This is a genomic window from Sutcliffiella horikoshii (assembly GCF_008180725.1).
In the GTDB taxonomy this organism is placed as follows: domain Bacteria; phylum Bacillota; class Bacilli; order Bacillales; family Bacillaceae_I; genus Sutcliffiella_A; species Sutcliffiella_A horikoshii_B.
On sequence record NZ_VTEV01000006.1, the window covers coordinates 16,956 to 33,511 of the forward strand.

Annotated in this window: 15 protein-coding genes and 1 riboswitch; of the genes, 11 read left to right on the forward strand and 4 right to left on the reverse strand. The window is 43.4% G+C overall.

Features of this window, described 5'->3' with window-relative positions; genetic code table 11:
- Positions 1-26 precede the first annotated feature (26 nt).
- The 9 genes from rpoN (at position 27) to secG (ending at position 10,895) form a co-directional block, all read left to right on the forward strand.
- Positions 27-1,361: an RNA polymerase factor sigma-54 gene (gene rpoN, locus FZC76_RS15405; protein WP_148989076.1), complete on the forward strand. Its 1,335-nt coding sequence runs from the start codon at positions 27-29 to the stop codon at positions 1,359-1,361.
- Positions 1,362-1,376: 15 nt separating this feature from the next.
- On the forward strand, positions 1,377-1,619 hold the full coding sequence (locus FZC76_RS15410; protein ID WP_148989077.1) for a glutaredoxin family protein: 243 nt from the start codon (positions 1,377-1,379) through the stop codon (positions 1,617-1,619).
- A 166-nt stretch (positions 1,620-1,785) separates the two neighbouring features.
- Entirely contained in the window at positions 1,786-2,805 is a 1,020-nt protein-coding gene (locus tag FZC76_RS15415) for a sugar-binding transcriptional regulator (RefSeq protein WP_148989078.1), read from the forward strand.
- A 212-nt stretch (positions 2,806-3,017) separates the two neighbouring features.
- Positions 3,018-4,025: a type I glyceraldehyde-3-phosphate dehydrogenase gene (gene gap / locus FZC76_RS15420; protein ID WP_148989079.1), complete on the forward strand. Its 1,008-nt coding sequence runs from the start codon at positions 3,018-3,020 to the stop codon at positions 4,023-4,025.
- 287 nt (positions 4,026-4,312) lie between these two features.
- A complete protein-coding gene (locus FZC76_RS15425) occupies positions 4,313-5,497 on the forward strand; it encodes a phosphoglycerate kinase (RefSeq protein ID WP_060665409.1) in 1,185 nt (394 codons plus the stop codon).
- 200 nt (positions 5,498-5,697) lie between these two features.
- On the forward strand, positions 5,698-6,459 hold the full coding sequence (tpiA, locus tag FZC76_RS15430) for a triose-phosphate isomerase (protein WP_148989080.1): 762 nt from the start codon (positions 5,698-5,700) through the stop codon (positions 6,457-6,459).
- Positions 6,452-7,987: a 2,3-bisphosphoglycerate-independent phosphoglycerate mutase gene (gene gpmI, locus FZC76_RS15435; protein ID WP_148989081.1), complete on the forward strand. Its 1,536-nt coding sequence runs from the start codon at positions 6,452-6,454 to the stop codon at positions 7,985-7,987. Before tpiA ends, gpmI begins: the two co-directional genes overlap by 8 nt.
- Before the next feature lie 197 nt (positions 7,988-8,184).
- Positions 8,185-9,480 (forward strand): phosphopyruvate hydratase, encoded by a 1,296-nt coding sequence (eno, locus tag FZC76_RS15440; RefSeq protein WP_148989082.1) that lies wholly within the window; start codon positions 8,185-8,187, stop codon positions 9,478-9,480.
- Between the two features lie 1,184 nt (positions 9,481-10,664).
- Positions 10,665-10,895: a preprotein translocase subunit SecG gene (gene secG, locus FZC76_RS15445; RefSeq protein WP_060665413.1), complete on the forward strand. Its 231-nt coding sequence runs from the start codon at positions 10,665-10,667 to the stop codon at positions 10,893-10,895.
- Between the two features lie 62 nt (positions 10,896-10,957).
- Here secG and FZC76_RS15450 read toward each other — a convergent pair whose 3' ends face one another.
- From FZC76_RS15450 to FZC76_RS15465, 4 genes are all read right to left on the reverse strand, one after another.
- Positions 10,958-11,092 carry an anti-repressor SinI family protein gene (locus tag FZC76_RS15450; protein WP_262372646.1) on the reverse strand — a complete coding sequence of 45 codons (135 nt, stop codon included), beginning with the start codon at positions 11,090-11,092 and terminating at the stop codon, positions 10,958-10,960.
- Between the two features lie 22 nt (positions 11,093-11,114).
- The gene (locus FZC76_RS15455) at positions 11,115-11,417 is read right to left on the reverse strand and encodes a helix-turn-helix transcriptional regulator (RefSeq protein WP_316246618.1); all 303 of its coding nucleotides are present in this window, start codon (positions 11,415-11,417) and stop codon (positions 11,115-11,117) included.
- Between the two features lie 522 nt (positions 11,418-11,939).
- Entirely contained in the window at positions 11,940-12,272 is a 333-nt protein-coding gene (locus tag FZC76_RS15460; protein WP_148989084.1) for a helix-turn-helix domain-containing protein, read from the reverse strand.
- Between the two features lie 88 nt (positions 12,273-12,360).
- Positions 12,361-12,510, reverse strand: a complete 150-nt coding sequence (locus FZC76_RS15465; protein ID WP_262372647.1) for an anti-repressor SinI family protein — start codon at positions 12,508-12,510, stop codon at positions 12,361-12,363.
- Between the two features lie 30 nt (positions 12,511-12,540).
- A riboswitch (cyclic di-GMP riboswitch) is annotated at positions 12,541-12,649 on the reverse strand.
- Between the two features lie 459 nt (positions 12,650-13,108).
- On the opposite strand from FZC76_RS15465, the gene FZC76_RS15470 reads away from it, so the two are divergent.
- Both FZC76_RS15470 and rnr read left to right on the forward strand, forming a co-directional pair.
- Positions 13,109-13,849 carry an alpha/beta hydrolase gene (locus FZC76_RS15470; RefSeq protein ID WP_148989335.1) on the forward strand — a complete coding sequence of 247 codons (741 nt, stop codon included), beginning with the start codon at positions 13,109-13,111 and terminating at the stop codon, positions 13,847-13,849.
- Between the two features lie 212 nt (positions 13,850-14,061).
- On the forward strand, positions 14,062-16,443 hold the full coding sequence (rnr, locus tag FZC76_RS15475; protein WP_148989085.1) for a ribonuclease R: 2,382 nt from the start codon (positions 14,062-14,064) through the stop codon (positions 16,441-16,443).
- Positions 16,444-16,556: the final 113 nt, after the last annotated feature.

A 16,556-nucleotide genomic window follows, 5' to 3' on the forward strand; every position in this document is an offset into this window, starting at 1 on the left:
AAGTTGGCCGGAGGAGGGTTGGATGTATGAAGCAGTCAGTTGGTTTGTATCAGGAGCAGTCGTTGAGGCTTGCGATGACGCAGGAGTTGAAGCAGGCGATAACGTTGTTGCAGTATTCGACATTGGAGCTGGTGGATTTCCTGAAGGAGCAATCGCTCGAGAACCCGCTTATGGACTTGAAGGAACCGTCCATCCATAGGGAACTTGCTTCTTCTCGTGTGCAACGTTTAAAACCAAAGAAGATCGGAACGACCACCACACAGACCTTTTCCATTGAGAATTTCAGTAAACATGGTGAAACGTTACATCAATATATTGATCAACAATTGCTCGACACGAACATGACAACCGAAGAAAAACAACTTGCCAAGCGCATCATCGAACACATGGACGAGAATGGCTATATACAAGAAGAGCCAGTTGCGATTGCGGAACAACTAAAAACAACAACACAAACGATCACAAAAATTATAACTACCATTAAGCAGTTAGAGCCAGCAGGAATAGGAGCACGCAATCTCCAAGAATGCCTCCTGCTCCAACTAAAAAGAAAGTCACCCCGAAACGAACTGGCAGAAGCTATTTTAGAAAATGATTTTACCCTTTTTGCAGAAAAAGCGTGGAAGACACTCGCAAAGAAATATGAGATCAACCTAAAAGAGATTCAGGCGATTCACGACGAAATTGTAAAATTGAATCCGCGACCGGGTAACAGATATGAAACAGTTGAAAAACCAAAATATATCACCCCGGATCTAATCGTACAAAGACAGCAGAATCATTTTATCGTGTCATTAAACGAAGAAATCATTCCACAAATTAAAATAAATAAGCAGTATGAGTCCGCCCTTAAAAGTAAAAACGAACTGGAATCTTATTTGCAGGAAAAGCTCCAGCAATGTCAGTGGATTGTTAAATCGATGGAGCATCGCAAACATACACTCGTAAAAGTGATGGAAGAGATCCTCCAAGCTCAGCAATCTTTCTTTCTCAATGGACCATCATTTTTGAAACCGCTAACATTAAAGGATATCTCCACAAGGCTTGAAATCCATGAGTCCACGGTTAGCCGGGCGACAAAGGAGAAGTATGTTCAGACGCCGTATGGATTGTTTGAATTGAAATATTTCTTTAGTCAGGGTCTATCAGGCAAACATGATGAAGAGAAATCAACCAAGCAGGTGCAGCAGTTGGTGGAAGAGCTAATTAAAAAAGAAGATAAACAGAAGCCTCTATCGGATCAACAGCTGACAAACATCCTGCAAAAGCAGTATCATATAACCATCTCCAGAAGAACCGTGGCTAAATATAGAGATATATTGAACATCCCGGGGTCTTCCATGAGAAAAAGGTATGATTAGAAAGGCAGATGCAAAATGAACGTACATTTTTACACCAAAGTAGATTGCCCACTTTGCGATAAAGCGAAAGCTAAATTAAAAGAGCTGCAGCCCGAAATAAATTTTACAATAAAGGAATTTGATATTTATAAAGATGACGCACTACTAGAAAAATATCAATTGATGATTCCGGTAGTAGAGCACGAGGGAGAAATGCTGGCATATGGTCAAGTGAACAAAGAAGAAGTAAGAAAGCGTTTACTTGAAAAAATCCGCTAAACCCTAGTTGCATAAGGGTTTCACCTTTGTTACAATCAACTTGTAGCAAGGGTGATTTTTTTTACCGCTACTGGGACATAATATGTCACAGTGGGACATTTGATGTCCAGCAGACAGATGATATTTTGTCCATCAGGTAAAATACACACTCTGAAGGGGAAGCTATATGAATCAGATTATTGAAGTACAAAAGAAATTGTTGCCTGATCTTCTTTCCATTATGCAGAAGCGATACGAAATCCTGAGATACATAAGGTTAATGCAGCCAATTGGAAGAAGAAGTTTATCTGGCAGTCTAGGTTTGAGTGAGCGGGTGCTGAGGGGCGAAGTTGATTTCCTTAAAGCGCAGAACCTGATTCACGTCAGTGTAGCCGGCATGACATTGACGAAAGAAGGGGAATACCTCATTAAAGACCTGGAAGAGGTTATGAAAGAAGTTTCCGGTTTAAAGCAACTAGAAGCGGGAATAGAAGAAAAGTTAGGGATTACAAAAGTTGTCGTGGTTCCGGGTGACAGTGACCAATCCCCTTGGGTGAAAAAGGAACTCGGTCGTGCATGTGTATCCGCAATGCGAGAACGATTCCATGACGAAAATGTCATTGCCGTAGCAGGTGGAACGACTGTTTCCTCCGTAGCGGAAATGATGACGCCCGACACGAAAAACCGTAATCTGCTATTTGTCCCAGCTCGAGGCGGTCTTGGCGAGAAGGTGCAAAACCAGTCGAACACCATTTGTGCCACTATGGCAGAAAAGGCATCAGGCGACTACAGGCTCTTGCATATTCCAGATTCGCTGAGCCATGAATCCTACCAGTCGATGATTGAGGAACCTTCTATAAAAGAAGTCATTTCTCTCATCAAAAATTCTAGTATGGTTATTCATGGAATTGGAGACGCTAAAACAATGGCAGAGCGCCGTAAAACAGCGCCGGAAAACATGCGTAAGATCGAACAAAGCCATGCGGTAGCTGAAGCTTTCGGATACTATTTCAACGAAGCCGGAGAAGTGGTGCATAAAGTTCAGACTGTTGGAATGCAACTCGCAGATTTGGAAAAGATAGAATGTGTGATTGCAGTAGCCGGCGGCGCCTCAAAGGCAAAAGCGATTCAAGCGTATCTAAAAAAAGCTCCCCACACCATCCTCATCACGGATGAAGGAGCAGCAAAAGAGTTAATTAGGGACTAACATCCCTTCTATAAAGGCTAAGTGACTATCAGCATTTGATTGGAACAAAAGGCGTAGACTCCTGCGGGAGGAAGGGACATGGGAGACCCCACAGGCGTAGCCGAGGAGGCTCCCGGACCGCCCGCGGAAAGCGAAGTCTTTTGCGGAGATCAAATGCGGGGTAACAAAAGCCACCCAAAAAATTTCTTAGAGAAACTAAGGAGGAAATAAACATGGCAGTAAAGATTGGTATTAACGGATTTGGACGTATTGGACGTAACGTATTTCGCGCAGCACTTAAAAACTCTGAGGTAGAAGTAGTAGCAGTTAACGACTTAACAGATGCTAACATGCTTGCACACCTTTTAAAATATGACAGCGTACACGGCAAATTAGCTGCTGACGTGAAAGTAGACGGCGACAACCTAGTTGTTGACGGCAAAACAATCAAAGTTACTGCTGAGCGCGACCCAGCGAAATTATCTTGGGGTGAGCTTGGAGTAGAAGTAGTAGTAGAATCTACTGGTTTCTTCACAAAGCGTGCAGACGCTGCGAAACACTTAGAAGCTGGAGCGAAGAAAGTAATCATCTCCGCACCTGCATCTGATGAAGATATCACAATCGTAATGGGTGTTAACGAAGACAAGTACGATGCAGCTAACCACAACGTTATCTCTAACGCATCTTGTACGACTAACTGCTTGGCGCCATTCGCGAAAGTATTGAACGACAAGTTCGGTATCAAACGTGGAATGATGACAACTGTTCACTCTTACACAAATGACCAACAAATCTTAGACTTGCCACACAAAGACTACCGTCGTGCGCGTGCAGCAGCTGAGAACATCATCCCTACAACTACTGGAGCTGCAAAAGCAGTATCTCTAGTATTACCTGAACTAAAAGGTAAATTAAATGGTGGAGCTATGCGTGTTCCAACTCCAAACGTTTCTCTAGTTGACCTTGTAGCTGAGCTTGATAAAGACGTAACAGCTGAAGAAGTAAACGCAGCGTTCAAAGCAGCGGCTGAAGGCGAACTAAAAGGAATCCTTGGTTACTCTGAAGAGCCACTAGTATCTGGTGACTACAATGGTAACCCTGATTCTTCTACAATCGATGCATTATCAACAATGGTAATGGAAGGCAACATGGTTAAAGTAATCTCTTGGTACGATAACGAGAGCGGATACTCTCACCGTGTAGTAGACCTAGCGAAATACATCGCTGCTAAAGGACTATAATTTTCATAGCAAAAAGATATTGCTTGGATAAACCTTATCAGCATTCTATAATAAGACATGTGAAGTAGAGGGGGATTGGGGAACACACCCCTCCCTCTTTTCATGTTTTCAAGAGACTTTATAATGTGATTGAAGCGGAAGTCACTTGACGCCTGCGGGAGGAAGGGACATGGGAGACCCCGCAGGCGAAGCCGAGGAGGCTCCCGGACCGCCCGCGGAAAGCAAGTGACTGCAGCGGAAATCACTCAGTACCAACCAAATTTCCTTATAAAGGGAGGCCGTTCAAGATGAACAAGAAAAGTATTCGTGACATCGACGTCAAAGGCAAACGCGTATTTTGCCGTGTGGACTTTAACGTACCGATGAAGGACGGACAAGTAACAGACGAAACCCGTATCCGTGCAGCATTGCCAACAATCAAGCACCTGGTGGATAACGGCGCGAAAGTCTTGCTTGCAAGCCACTTAGGACGTCCAAAAGGGCAAGTTGTCGAAGAGCTTCGCTTAAACGCGGTTGCAGCTCGTCTACAAGAGCTTCTTGGAAAAGATGTAAAAAAAGCGGATGAAGCTTACGGAGATTCCGTAAAAGCCATCGTTAACGACATGAGCGAGGGAGACGTTCTTTTATTAGAAAACGTTCGTTTCTACCCTGGTGAAGAGAAAAACGATCCAGAACTTGCAAAAGCGTTTGCTGAGCTTGCAGATGTGTATGTAAATGATGCATTCGGCGCAGCTCACCGTGCACATGCTTCCACAGAAGGTATCGCCCAGCACTTACCGGCAGTAGCAGGCCTCTTAATGGAAAAAGAATTAGAAGTACTAGGAAAAGCCCTTTCCAACCCTGAGCGCCCATTCACGGCAATCATCGGTGGAGCTAAGGTTAAAGATAAAATCGGTGTAATTGAAAACCTTCTAAACAAAGTGGACAACCTGATCATCGGTGGTGGACTTGCTTACACGTTCATCAAGGCAAAAGGCTACGATGTAGGAAAATCCTTATTGGAAGAAGACAAAATCGACCTTGCTAAATCCTTCATGGAGCAAGCAAAAGAAAAAGGCGTAAACATGTACATGCCTGTGGATGTGGTTGTAGCAGATGATTTCTCTAACGACGCAAACACACAAATCGTACCTGTTGAAGAAATTCCAAGCGACTGGGAAGGCCTTGATTGCGGACCTAAATCCCGTGAAATCTACGCGGATGTAATCAAAAACTCCAAGCTTGTCATTTGGAATGGACCAATGGGAGTATTCGAACTTGATGCATTTGCTGGCGGAACAAAAGCAGTAGGTGAAGCCCTAGCAGAAGCTACCGATACATACTCTGTCATCGGTGGAGGAGACTCTGCGGCTGCTGTTGAAAAATTCAATCTTGCAGACAAAATGAGCCATATCTCAACTGGTGGAGGCGCATCCCTAGAATTCATGGAAGGTAAAGAACTTCCAGGAGTAGTAGCGCTGAACGATAAGTAATTTTCTATATTATAAAGTTTCTAGCTGGTGATTGGAGCAAAAGGCGAACACTCCTGAGGGAGATAGCGCTAGGTGGAGACCCCGCAGGCGTAAGCCGAGGAGGCTCCAGCAGCGCCCCTAGGAAAGCGAAGCCATTTGCGGAAATCAACAGCGGCGTATATTAGAAACTTTACAACCCCAACCCCGAAAGGATGGATACCATGCGTAAACCAATTATTGCTGGTAACTGGAAAATGCACAAAACACTTTCCGAAGCAACAAGCTTCGTAGAAGAGGTAAAAGGACTAGTTCCTGCTGCAGACAAAATCGACGCAGTAGTATGTGCACCAGCTCTTTTTCTAGAGCGACTTGTTTCAAACACAGAAGGCCGCGACCTTAAAATCGGTGCCCAAAACATGCACTTCGAAGACAGCGGAGCATTCACAGGCGAAGTCAGCCCTGTTGCACTAAAAGACATCGGTGTATCTTACGTTGTTCTAGGTCACTCCGAGCGCCGCGAAATGTTTGCTGAAACAGACGAAACAGTTAACAAGAAGACTCTTGCAGCATTTAAACACGGATTAACTCCAATCGTATGTTGTGGTGAAACACTGGAAGAACGCGAGTCCGGTAAAACAAACGACATCGTTGGTAACCAAGTGAAGAAAGCTTTAACAGGCTTAACTGCTGATCAAGTTAAAACAACTGTTGTTGCATACGAGCCAATCTGGGCGATCGGAACTGGCAAATCTTCCACAGCGGAAGATGCGAACGAAGTATGTGCGCACATCCGCAGCGTCATCGCTTCTGAATTCGATCAAGCGGCAGCTGATGCGGTACGTATCCAGTACGGCGGATCTGTAAAACCTGGAAACATTGCAGACTACATGGCTCAATCTGATATCGATGGAGCACTTGTAGGTGGCGCAAGCCTTGAGCACCAATCTTTCTTACAGCTTTTGGAGGCAGGTAAGAATGACTAAAAAACCAGTAGCACTCATCATCTTAGACGGTTTTGCGATGCGCGGTGAAACAACCGGTAATGCGGTAGCGCAAGCAAACAAACCTAACTTTGATAAATTTTGGAGCACATACCCGCACGCGCAATTGACTGCAAGCGGGGAAGCGGTAGGACTTCCGGAAGGGCAAATGGGTAACTCTGAGGTTGGCCATTTAAACATAGGAGCCGGCCGTATTGTGTACCAAAGCTTGACACGTGTAAATGTGGCTATCCGCGAAGGGGACTTTTATGAAAATGAGACGTTCCTGAATGCCATCAAACATGCAAAAGAAAAAGGAACCAACCTTCACCTGTTCGGCCTGCTTTCTGACGGAGGCGTTCATAGTCACATCCAGCATCTTTTCGCTCTTCTAAAACTTGCGAAAAGAGAAGGCTTGGATCGTGTGTATATTCACGGATTCCTTGATGGTCGGGATGTTGCACCAAAATCTGCTCCTGAATTTATCGAGCAATTGAACGAGCAGCTTCTAGACCATGGAGTTGGAGAAATAGCAACCATTTCTGGCCGCTATTATTCCATGGACCGTGACAAGCGTTGGGATCGTGTAGAGAAATCTTACCGTGCAATGGTGTACGGCGAAGGCCCTACTTATAACGACGCAATGGAGTGTATTAATGACAGCTATAACAACGGAATCTTTGACGAGTTCGTGATTCCATCTGTTATGACAAAAGAAGATGGCAGCCCTGTTGCAACCATTCAGGACGAAGACGCCGTTATTTTCTATAACTTCCGTCCGGATCGTGCCATTCAAATTTCTAACACATTCACCAACTCCGACTTCCGCGCATTTGATCGTGGGGTAAAACATCCGACCAACCTTCAGTTCGTATGTTTAACTCACTTCAGTGAAACGGTGGATGGATATGTAGCATTCAAACCAGTAGGAATGGACAATACTTTGGGCGAAGTGTTATCCCAAAATGGATTGAACCAGCTTCGTATCGCGGAGACGGAAAAATACCCTCACGTCACGTTCTTCATGAGCGGTGGACGTGAGGATGCGTACCCTGGAGAAGAAAGAATTCTAATTGATTCTCCAAAGGTAGCAACCTATGACTTACAACCAGAAATGAGTGCGTACGAAGTAACGGATGCACTTTTAGCAGAAATAGCAGCAGACAAACATGACGCCATCATCTTAAACTTTGCTAACCCTGATATGGTCGGGCATTCCGGAATGCTTGAGCCAACAATCAAGGCTGTCGAAGTGACAGATGAGTGCCTAGGGAAGGTTGTCAACGCCATCTTAGAAAAAGACGGTGTTGCCATCATCACTGCAGATCACGGGAACGCTGACGAAGTTGTTACTACAGAAGGCAACCCAATGACTGCCCACACAACCAACCCGGTACCAGTGATCGTAACAAAGAACGGTGTCGAGTTACGCGACGGCGGAATCCTTGGTGACCTAGCCCCAACTGTGCTAGACTTACTAGGGGTGGACAAACCATCTGAAATGACAGGTAGTTCTTTAATCAAAAAGTAATAGCTGATTTCTAGCTATAGATTGAAGTGCAAGGTGTGAGACTCCAGCGGGAGGTAGCGGTAGCTTAAGACCCCACAGCGAAGCGAGGAGGCTCAAGCCCCGCACCGCGGAAAGCGAACACCTAAAACGGAAGTCTATAGCGGTGTTAAAGCAGTAAAAAATAAAAAATATCTCAATCCAAAAGGAGAGTTACAAACATGCCAATTATCTCTGACGTTTACGCACGCGAAGTCCTAGACTCCCGTGGTAACCCAACAATCGAAGTAGAAGTATACACAGAATCCGGAGCTTTCGGACGCGCACTAGTACCAAGTGGAGCATCAACAGGTGAATACGAAGCAGTAGAACTACGCGACGGCGACAAGTCCCGTTACCTTGGAAAAGGTGTTCAACAAGCAGTAGAAAACGTGAACGAAATCATCGCTCCTGAACTAGTAGGTCTTTTCGACGTACTTGAGCAAGTAGCAATCGACGAAGCTTTAATCGACCTTGACGGTACAGAAAACAAAGGAAAATTAGGTGCAAACGCAATCCTTGGTGTTTCCATGGCAGTAGCGCGTGCAGCAGCTGACTTCCTTCAAATTCCTTTATACCAACACCTTGGTGGATTCAACTCCAAAACGCTTCCAGTACCAATGATGAACATCATCAACGGTGGAGAGCACGCGGACAACAACGTTGACATCCAAGAATTCATGGTAATGCCTGTTGGAGCTGAAAACTTCAAAGAAGCTCTACGTATGGGCGCTGAAATCTTCCACGCTCTTAAATCAGTATTAAGCGCAAAAGGCTTAAACACTGCTGTAGGTGACGAAGGCGGATTCGCTCCAAACCTAGGATCTAACGAAGAAGCGCTTCAAACAATCATCGAAGCAATCGAAAAAGCTGGCTACAAACCAGGCGAGCAAGTAATGCTTGCTATGGATGCTGCAGCTTCTGAGTTCTACAACAAAGAAGACGGTAAATACCACCTTAAAGGTGAAGGCGTTGTTTACACTTCTGCTGAAATGGTGGACTTCTACGAGAAGATGGCGGACAAGTACCCAATCATCTCTATCGAAGACGGCCTAGACGAGAACGACTGGGAAGGATTCAAACTATTAACTGAGCGCATCGGTAACAAAGTTCAATTAGTAGGAGACGATCTTTTCGTAACAAACACAAAGAAATTGGCTGAAGGTATCGAGCGCAAAATCGGTAACTCCATCCTAATCAAAGTGAACCAAATCGGTACACTTACAGAAACTTTCGAAGCAATCGAAATGGCTAAACGCGCAGGCTACACTGCAGTAATCTCTCACCGTTCTGGTGAAACAGAAGACAGCACAATCGCTGACATCGCAGTAGCAACAAACGCTGGCCAAATCAAAACAGGTGCACCATCCCGTACAGACCGCGTAGCGAAATACAACCAACTACTTCGCATTGAAGACCAACTTGGTGACACAGCTCGCTACGACGGCTTACATTCTTTCTATAACTTGAAGAAGTAATTTCTTCTAGTGTGGACCCGACTTCGGTTGGGTTCTTTTTGTTGTTTAAGTAATTATAAAATAATCGAATTGTGGATAGTGTTCAGAATAATTCTTGATCGCCGTTATGATGACCTCAGTGACGAAAAATCAGGAGGAGAGAGGTCCTCATTGCCGTTATGAAGACCTCAGTAACGAAAAATCAGGAGGATAGAGGTCCTCATCGCCGTTATGAAGACCTCAGTGACGAAAAATCAGGAGGAGAGAGGTCCTCATTGCCGTTATGAAGACCTCAGTGACGAAAAATTAGGAGGATAGAGGTCCTCATCGCCGTTATGAAGACCTCAGTGACGAAAAATCAGGAGGAGAGAGGTCCTCATTGCCGTTATGAAGACCTCAGTGACGAAAAATTAGGAGAAGAGATGTCCTCATCGCCGTTATCAAGACCTCAGTGACGAGAAATCAGGAGGATAGAGGTCCTCATCGCCATTATGAAGACCTCAGTGACGAGAAATCAGGAGGAGAGAGGTCCTCATCGCCGTTATGAAGACCTCAGTAACGAAAAATCAGGAGGAGAAAGGTCCTCATCGCCGTTATGAAGACCTCAGTAACGAGAAATCAGGAGGATAGAGGTCCTCATCGCCGTTATGAAGACCTCAGTGACGAGAAATCAGGAGGATAGAGGTCCTCATCGCCGTTATGAAGACCTCAGTGACGAGAAATCAGGAGGAGAGAGGTCCTCATCGCCGTTATGAAGACCTCAGTGACGAGAAATCAGGAGGATAGAGGTCCTCATCGCCGTTATGAAGACCTTGGTGACAAGGGATTTTATTGAAATAGTCAAAGATGAGATCCGGCTAAGGCCTATATTTCAAAGCTTTGCGAAAAGCGAGAAACGTCTCAAGAGATTAAGTTGAGACGTGGTTTTAGGTCGCGTTAGCGGTATTTTTCGGTTCATATGATTTTCTCGCTGTGGATTGAAGTAAATGGCGGAGACTCCAGCGGGGGAGTAACGGTAGATTAAGACCCCTGAAGCGTTGTGAGGAGGCTCAAACGCCGTCCCGCGGAAAGCGAAGCTATTTGCGGAAAGATACAGCGGTAGCTAAAAGGGATTGTCTGCCGCTCATTTCCTCTTGTCCACCTTGTCATATTGTGGTACATTTAATATAATCACATATGTACGTTCCGCAGGAGGTGTAGTTTACATGACGTTATTTCTTACTATTTTACTTATTATCGTAGCAATCTCTTTGATCACAGTAGTACTACTTCAATCAGGTAAAAGTGCAGGTCTTTCAGGAGCAATCTCCGGTGGAGCAGAAACACTTTTCGGAAAACAAAAAGCACGCGGCCTAGACCTTGTTCTACACCGTGCGACAGTTGTTCTTTCTGTATTATTCTTCATCCTGACACTGTCCATTGCATACTTCGCATAATAAATAAAACCACTTTCCAAACCTGGAAAGTGGTTTTTTGCATCCAGCTAAAAAAGCTTTGGTCACTTTACGACCAAGACTTCCTTGTTCTGTTCCCTTGTCTCCTGGAGGAAAGCTTTTACCTCTTCAATAGAAATTCCATAAGCTCTAGCCAATGTCAACAGCTCTACCCACTCCAAATCCATCTCATTGTTCAAGCCTCTTTCTCCTCCTTTTTTACTATTTGTCTTTTTTTGAACCCTGCCATTTTTGAAACTCCATGTACTCTTTAAAGTGAATAAAGTCCTCCTTGCTCATTCCCTCTGAGATTGCCCGTTGCACCAACCGTTTCCATTCTTCATCCAGTACCTGTACATCCGGTTTATCAGACTCTGATTCCCCGACTAACAAAAATTCCAAGTCTGTCTCAAGCGTAACGGCTATCTTATTTAAAAATTGTAGAGAAGGATTTGTCTGAATATTCCTCTCTAAATAACTCAAATAAGACTTTGACACACCAGCCAGTTCCGAGAGTTCACTCAATGAATAGCCCTTCTTCTTTCTCAACCTCTTTAAGCGCTCACCAAGCATACTCGTCCCCTTAATAACATATGACGTATGTTCATTATATAGCACAATGCGAACTTTATAAAAAAACGAAATAGTGAGAAAATAAAAGGAAATAGAAGGAAAAGAAGTGAAATTGTTCGATATTAAGAAAATATGGACTATTTCAAGTTTTATAATTATTTAAAGGTAGGTTAGAATAGGTGTTATTGGTTCTTTAAAAAGAACGCAGGAGGGGTTTTATGTATATGAAAGTTTGTTCTTCTTGTAGTCAAACTTCTTATAGTAGCTGTTCAGAGTATGAATGGTTTTGTCCATGCTGTATGAAGAATATTACCTTATCCAAAGAAAACTATGTAAAAGGCAACTTTCAACATGCAAAGAAAACTAATAAATATAAAAAGATAACAATAAATGTTACTAAAAGTGTTCTAGATTCTACTATATAAAAAGCGCCTCTGCTAAAGTAGCAATGGCGCTTTTTTTGCTTTGTGATGATCACTTTTCTTGATTTATTTTCCATTTATTAAACTCTAGAAACTCTCTAAATTGATCCTTTGTTACACCAGAATCCATCGCTTCTTTGACAAGAGTGGCCCATTCACGGTCAAGGTTTTCTTTTGCTTGGGTTTCGTCTTCATCGTGTAATAGAGTATTAACAGTAACTCCCAGGACAGATGAGACTTTTTCCAAAAACTGAACAGATGGATTAGATTGAAGATTACGTTCGATGGAGCTTAGGTATGATTTAGCCACGCCGGCACGTTCGGCTAACTCTGACATGGACATTTTTCGTTGTTCTCTATATTTTTTAATTCGTTCACCAATCATGGCTTTCACCTTCCTATCATGCCCATTATAGCATATAACGAAGGGATTGTTAGATATTTAGAACAAAAATACGTAAAAATTCGCAAAATTAGAGTTTATGTGATGAATGATTGCGATAATTATGTAAGAAATCTCTAATTTCTGCTGATGAAATACCCATTTCTAGTGCGTTCGTAATGAGATCAATCCACTCCTTGTCCAAATTTTCCGTCATTTCAACTCTCGCGTTCTCCCTCATCCTTTTTCCCTCCTAAAATACTTTGGTATTTCAGGCAGCCCAGCCATCTTAATTAGTAAAAGGATATTCTATATCTTTTACAATCTTAGATCTGTTGACTTTGCGTCCTTGTCTTTCAACAAGTTTGCCTTTGACTGTTGTTTCGAAAATATCGATATACAACTTTGGTATTACTACCATTGTCCTTTTATTCCCCAAATTTATTATAAAATAACTAATTATGAAATGTTGCTGATATATGTCGAAAGTCTTATATTATTTTAAAAAAATATCTGAAGGGCAAATGTGTTGTAATATCTACAATTTATAATAATAACTTAATTTCTTGTATAATAATTTCTACTTAATTGAAGGGAGTTTATTTTTAGACTAGACATTATTTTTGTCGATTTTCTCCTACTAAACATTCATTTTTCATACTTCTTTACAAATTACCCCCTTAAATGTAAACCACTGTACGAATAGAGCCAGATAAACCACATTTAAAGCTATTCACTACCCATTATGGTAAAATGTTCTTTTCGGACTAATCATATCTGATATTTAATAAAAAGTAGCATACTATAAATACATGTGAAAGAAAGGATGTTCTGACGTGATGAAAGTGAAGCTGCCTAAGCCTTTTACGTTTGAAGGCGGAGATCGTGCGGTATTGATGTTACACGGATTTACAGGGAATTCGGCGGATGTGCGGATGATGGGCCGTTTTTTGGAGAAGAGAGGCTATACTTGCCATGCGCCTCAATATAAAGGGCATGGGGTGCCACCGGAGGAATTGGTTCATACTGGACCTGAGGAATGGTGGGAGGACGTGATGGAAGCCTACCAGTTTTTAAAAGATAAAGGTTTTGAAAGCATTGCGGTTGTTGGCCTTTCATTGGGCGGGGTTTTCTCTTTAAAGTTAGGTTACACAGTTCCAGTGAAGGGTATTGTGCCTATGTGCGCGCCGATGTATATCAAGAGTGAAGAAATTATGTACCAAGGTGTGCTTGAATACGCGCGCGAATTTAAGCGCCGTGAAGGGAAAAGTGCAGAGCAGATTGAACAAGAAATGAAGGAATTTGAGAAGACACCAATGGGTACATTGAAGGCGTTGCAGGAATTGATTGCAGACGTGCGGAATAATGTAGACATGATCTATTCGCCAACATTTGTTGTACAAGCCAGACACGACAACATGATTAACACGGACAGTGCCAATATTATTTACAATGAAGTGGAATCGGACGATAAGAAAATTAAATGGTACGAAGAATCCGGTCACGTCATCACCCTCGATAAAGAACGAGAACAACTTCACCAAGACGTATACGAGTTTTTAGAGTCGCTAGATTGGTAATACTATTTGAAGAAGCTATTTACTTTATGAAGTAACCTAGCTGTGGATTGGAGCAAAAGGCGAAGACTCCAGCGGGGGAGAAGCGACATTGTTGAGACCCCGCAACGAAGTGAGGAGGCTCAAGGTCGCCCCGCGGAAAGCGAAGCCTTTTGCGGAAAGCAACAGCGGTGAACAACTGATACTCAAATACCCGAAAAGGGGAGGGATATATAATGGAAGAAACAATTCAACAACATGTAGATAGACTACTTTCCTATATGAAAGAAGAAGCCTACAAACCACTAACAACACAAGAACTTGAACAGGCCTTCGGTATCAAAGACTCAGAGGAGTTCAAGGACTTCGTCAAAGCGTTAGTATTTATGGAAGATCAAGGACTCGTTGTGAGAACCCGCAGCAACCGCTATGGCCTTCCAGAAAAAATGAATCTAATCAAAGGGAAAGTAATCGGTCACTCCAAAGGATTTGCATTTGTCATGCCCGAAGAGGCGGATATGGACGATGTGTTCATTCCACCGAACGAACTGAACAATGCCATGCATGGAGATATTGTTCTTGTGCGCGTTAGCAGGAAGGCTGCGGGTGATTCACGACAAGAAGGAACCGTCATCCGGATTGTTGAGCGTGGAGTTAAAGAGATTGTTGGTACATATACGGAAAGCAAAAATTTCGGCTTCGTTATTGCCGACGATAAAAAGATTGCCAATGATATCTTCATCCCAAAAAGTGCTAGCAATGGTGCAGTCGAAGGACATAAGGTAGTTGTAAAACTAGTTACTTATCCTGAAGGCCGCCTCAGTGCGGAAGGAGAAGTCATCCGCATTCTTGGTCATAAGAATGATCCTGGTGTAGATATCTTGTCTGTTATCCATAAGCATGGCCTGCCTCAGGAGTTTCCGAGAGAGGTGTTAGACCAGGCGAACGCAACACCGGATGAAATTGACGAAAAAGATCTTGGGGATCGTCGTGACCTTCGCGACCAAGTGATTGTTACGATTGATGGAGCGGACGCGAAAGACCTGGATGACGCGGTAACTGTAACAAAACTGGACAACGGCAACTACAAGCTTGGGGTCCATATTGCGGACGTCACTCATTATGTGACAGAAGGTTCACCTATTGATGTGGAAGCGCAGGATCGTGGAACTAGTATTTATCTGGTAGACCGCGTAATCCCGATGATTCCTCATCGCCTGTCCAACGGAATTTGCTCGTTAAATCCAAAAGTAAACCGTCTTACTATTTCTTGTGAGATGGAGCTGAACAATGCCGGGGAAGTCGTGAAACACGAGATTTTCCACAGTGTTATTAAAACAACAGAACGCATGACATATACGGATGTGAATAAGATCCTGGTTGATAAGGACGAAGAAGTAACGTCTCGCTATGAATCCTTGGTTCCAATGTTTCATTTAATGGAAGAGTTGGCTGCTGTCCTTCGCAAAAAGCGTATGACGCGTGGTGCCATTGATTTCGACTTCAAAGAGTCCAAGGTAATTGTGGATGAAGAGGGTGCCCCTAAGGATGTTGTTCTTCGTGAACGTTCGGTAGCCGAGCGCTTGATTGAGGAATTCATGCTTGTTGCGAACGAAACGGTAGCCGAGCATTTCCATTGGATGAATGTTCCGTTCATCTACCGTGTCCATGAGGATCCAAAGGAAGAGAAATTGCAGCGTTTCTTCGAATTCATTACAAACTTCGGATATGTGGTAAAAGGAAAAGGGAACGAAATTCATCCGCGTGCGCTTCAAGAAGTCATTGAAGCTGTTCAAGGTAAGCCGGAGGAAATGGTTGTATCCACTGTCATGCTTCGTTCCATGAAACAGGCAAAATACGATGAGGAAAGTTTAGGTCACTTTGGTTTGTCTACAGAGTTCTATACTCATTTCACCTCACCAATTCGTCGTTATCCTGACTTGATTGTTCATCGTCTCATTCGTACCTACCTAATTCAAAAGAAACTGGATGCGAAAACTCAGGAAAAATGGAGTGATAAGCTGCCAGAAATCGCTGAGCATTCCTCTAACATGGAACGCCGGGCAGTTGATGCAGAGCGCGAAACGGATGAACTGAAAAAATCCGAGTACATGCTTGATAAAATTGGAGAAGAATACGATGGCATCATCAGCTCTGTGACTAACTTCGGAATGTTCGTGGAGCTGCCGAATACGATTGAAGGACTTGTTCATGTGAGCTATCTAACGGATGACTATTATCGCTACGATGAACGTCATTATGCGATGATTGGAGAGCGTACAGGGAAAGTGTACCGAATCGGTGACGAGATCACAGTTCGTGTTATCAACGTAAACAAAGATGAGCGCTCCATCGATTTTGAGGTAGTTGGCATGAAGGGTACTCGCCGTCCAGATACGAAGAGTGCACCGCGTGTCATTCAGAGTGAACGCAAAAAGCCAGCCAAAGGTCGCAGTCAGAAACGTAAAGATGAAAGTAATATAGATGACTACACATTTGAGATTGGCTGGACGACTAAGGGGCCAGGTACAAGTAAGCCTGGCACTGGTAAAAAGAAAAAGAAAAACAAGAAGTTCTTTGAAAATGCGCCGAAACAGAAGCGTAAAAAGAAGAAGTGATAAGATTCGGGGTGGGAAGAGCCTTTTTGCAAGAGAAGGCTCTTCTTTCTTGTAGAGGGGTGGTGTATTTGGTAAAATATTCACTATCGCTATGAAATATTAGAGAGAGGGGG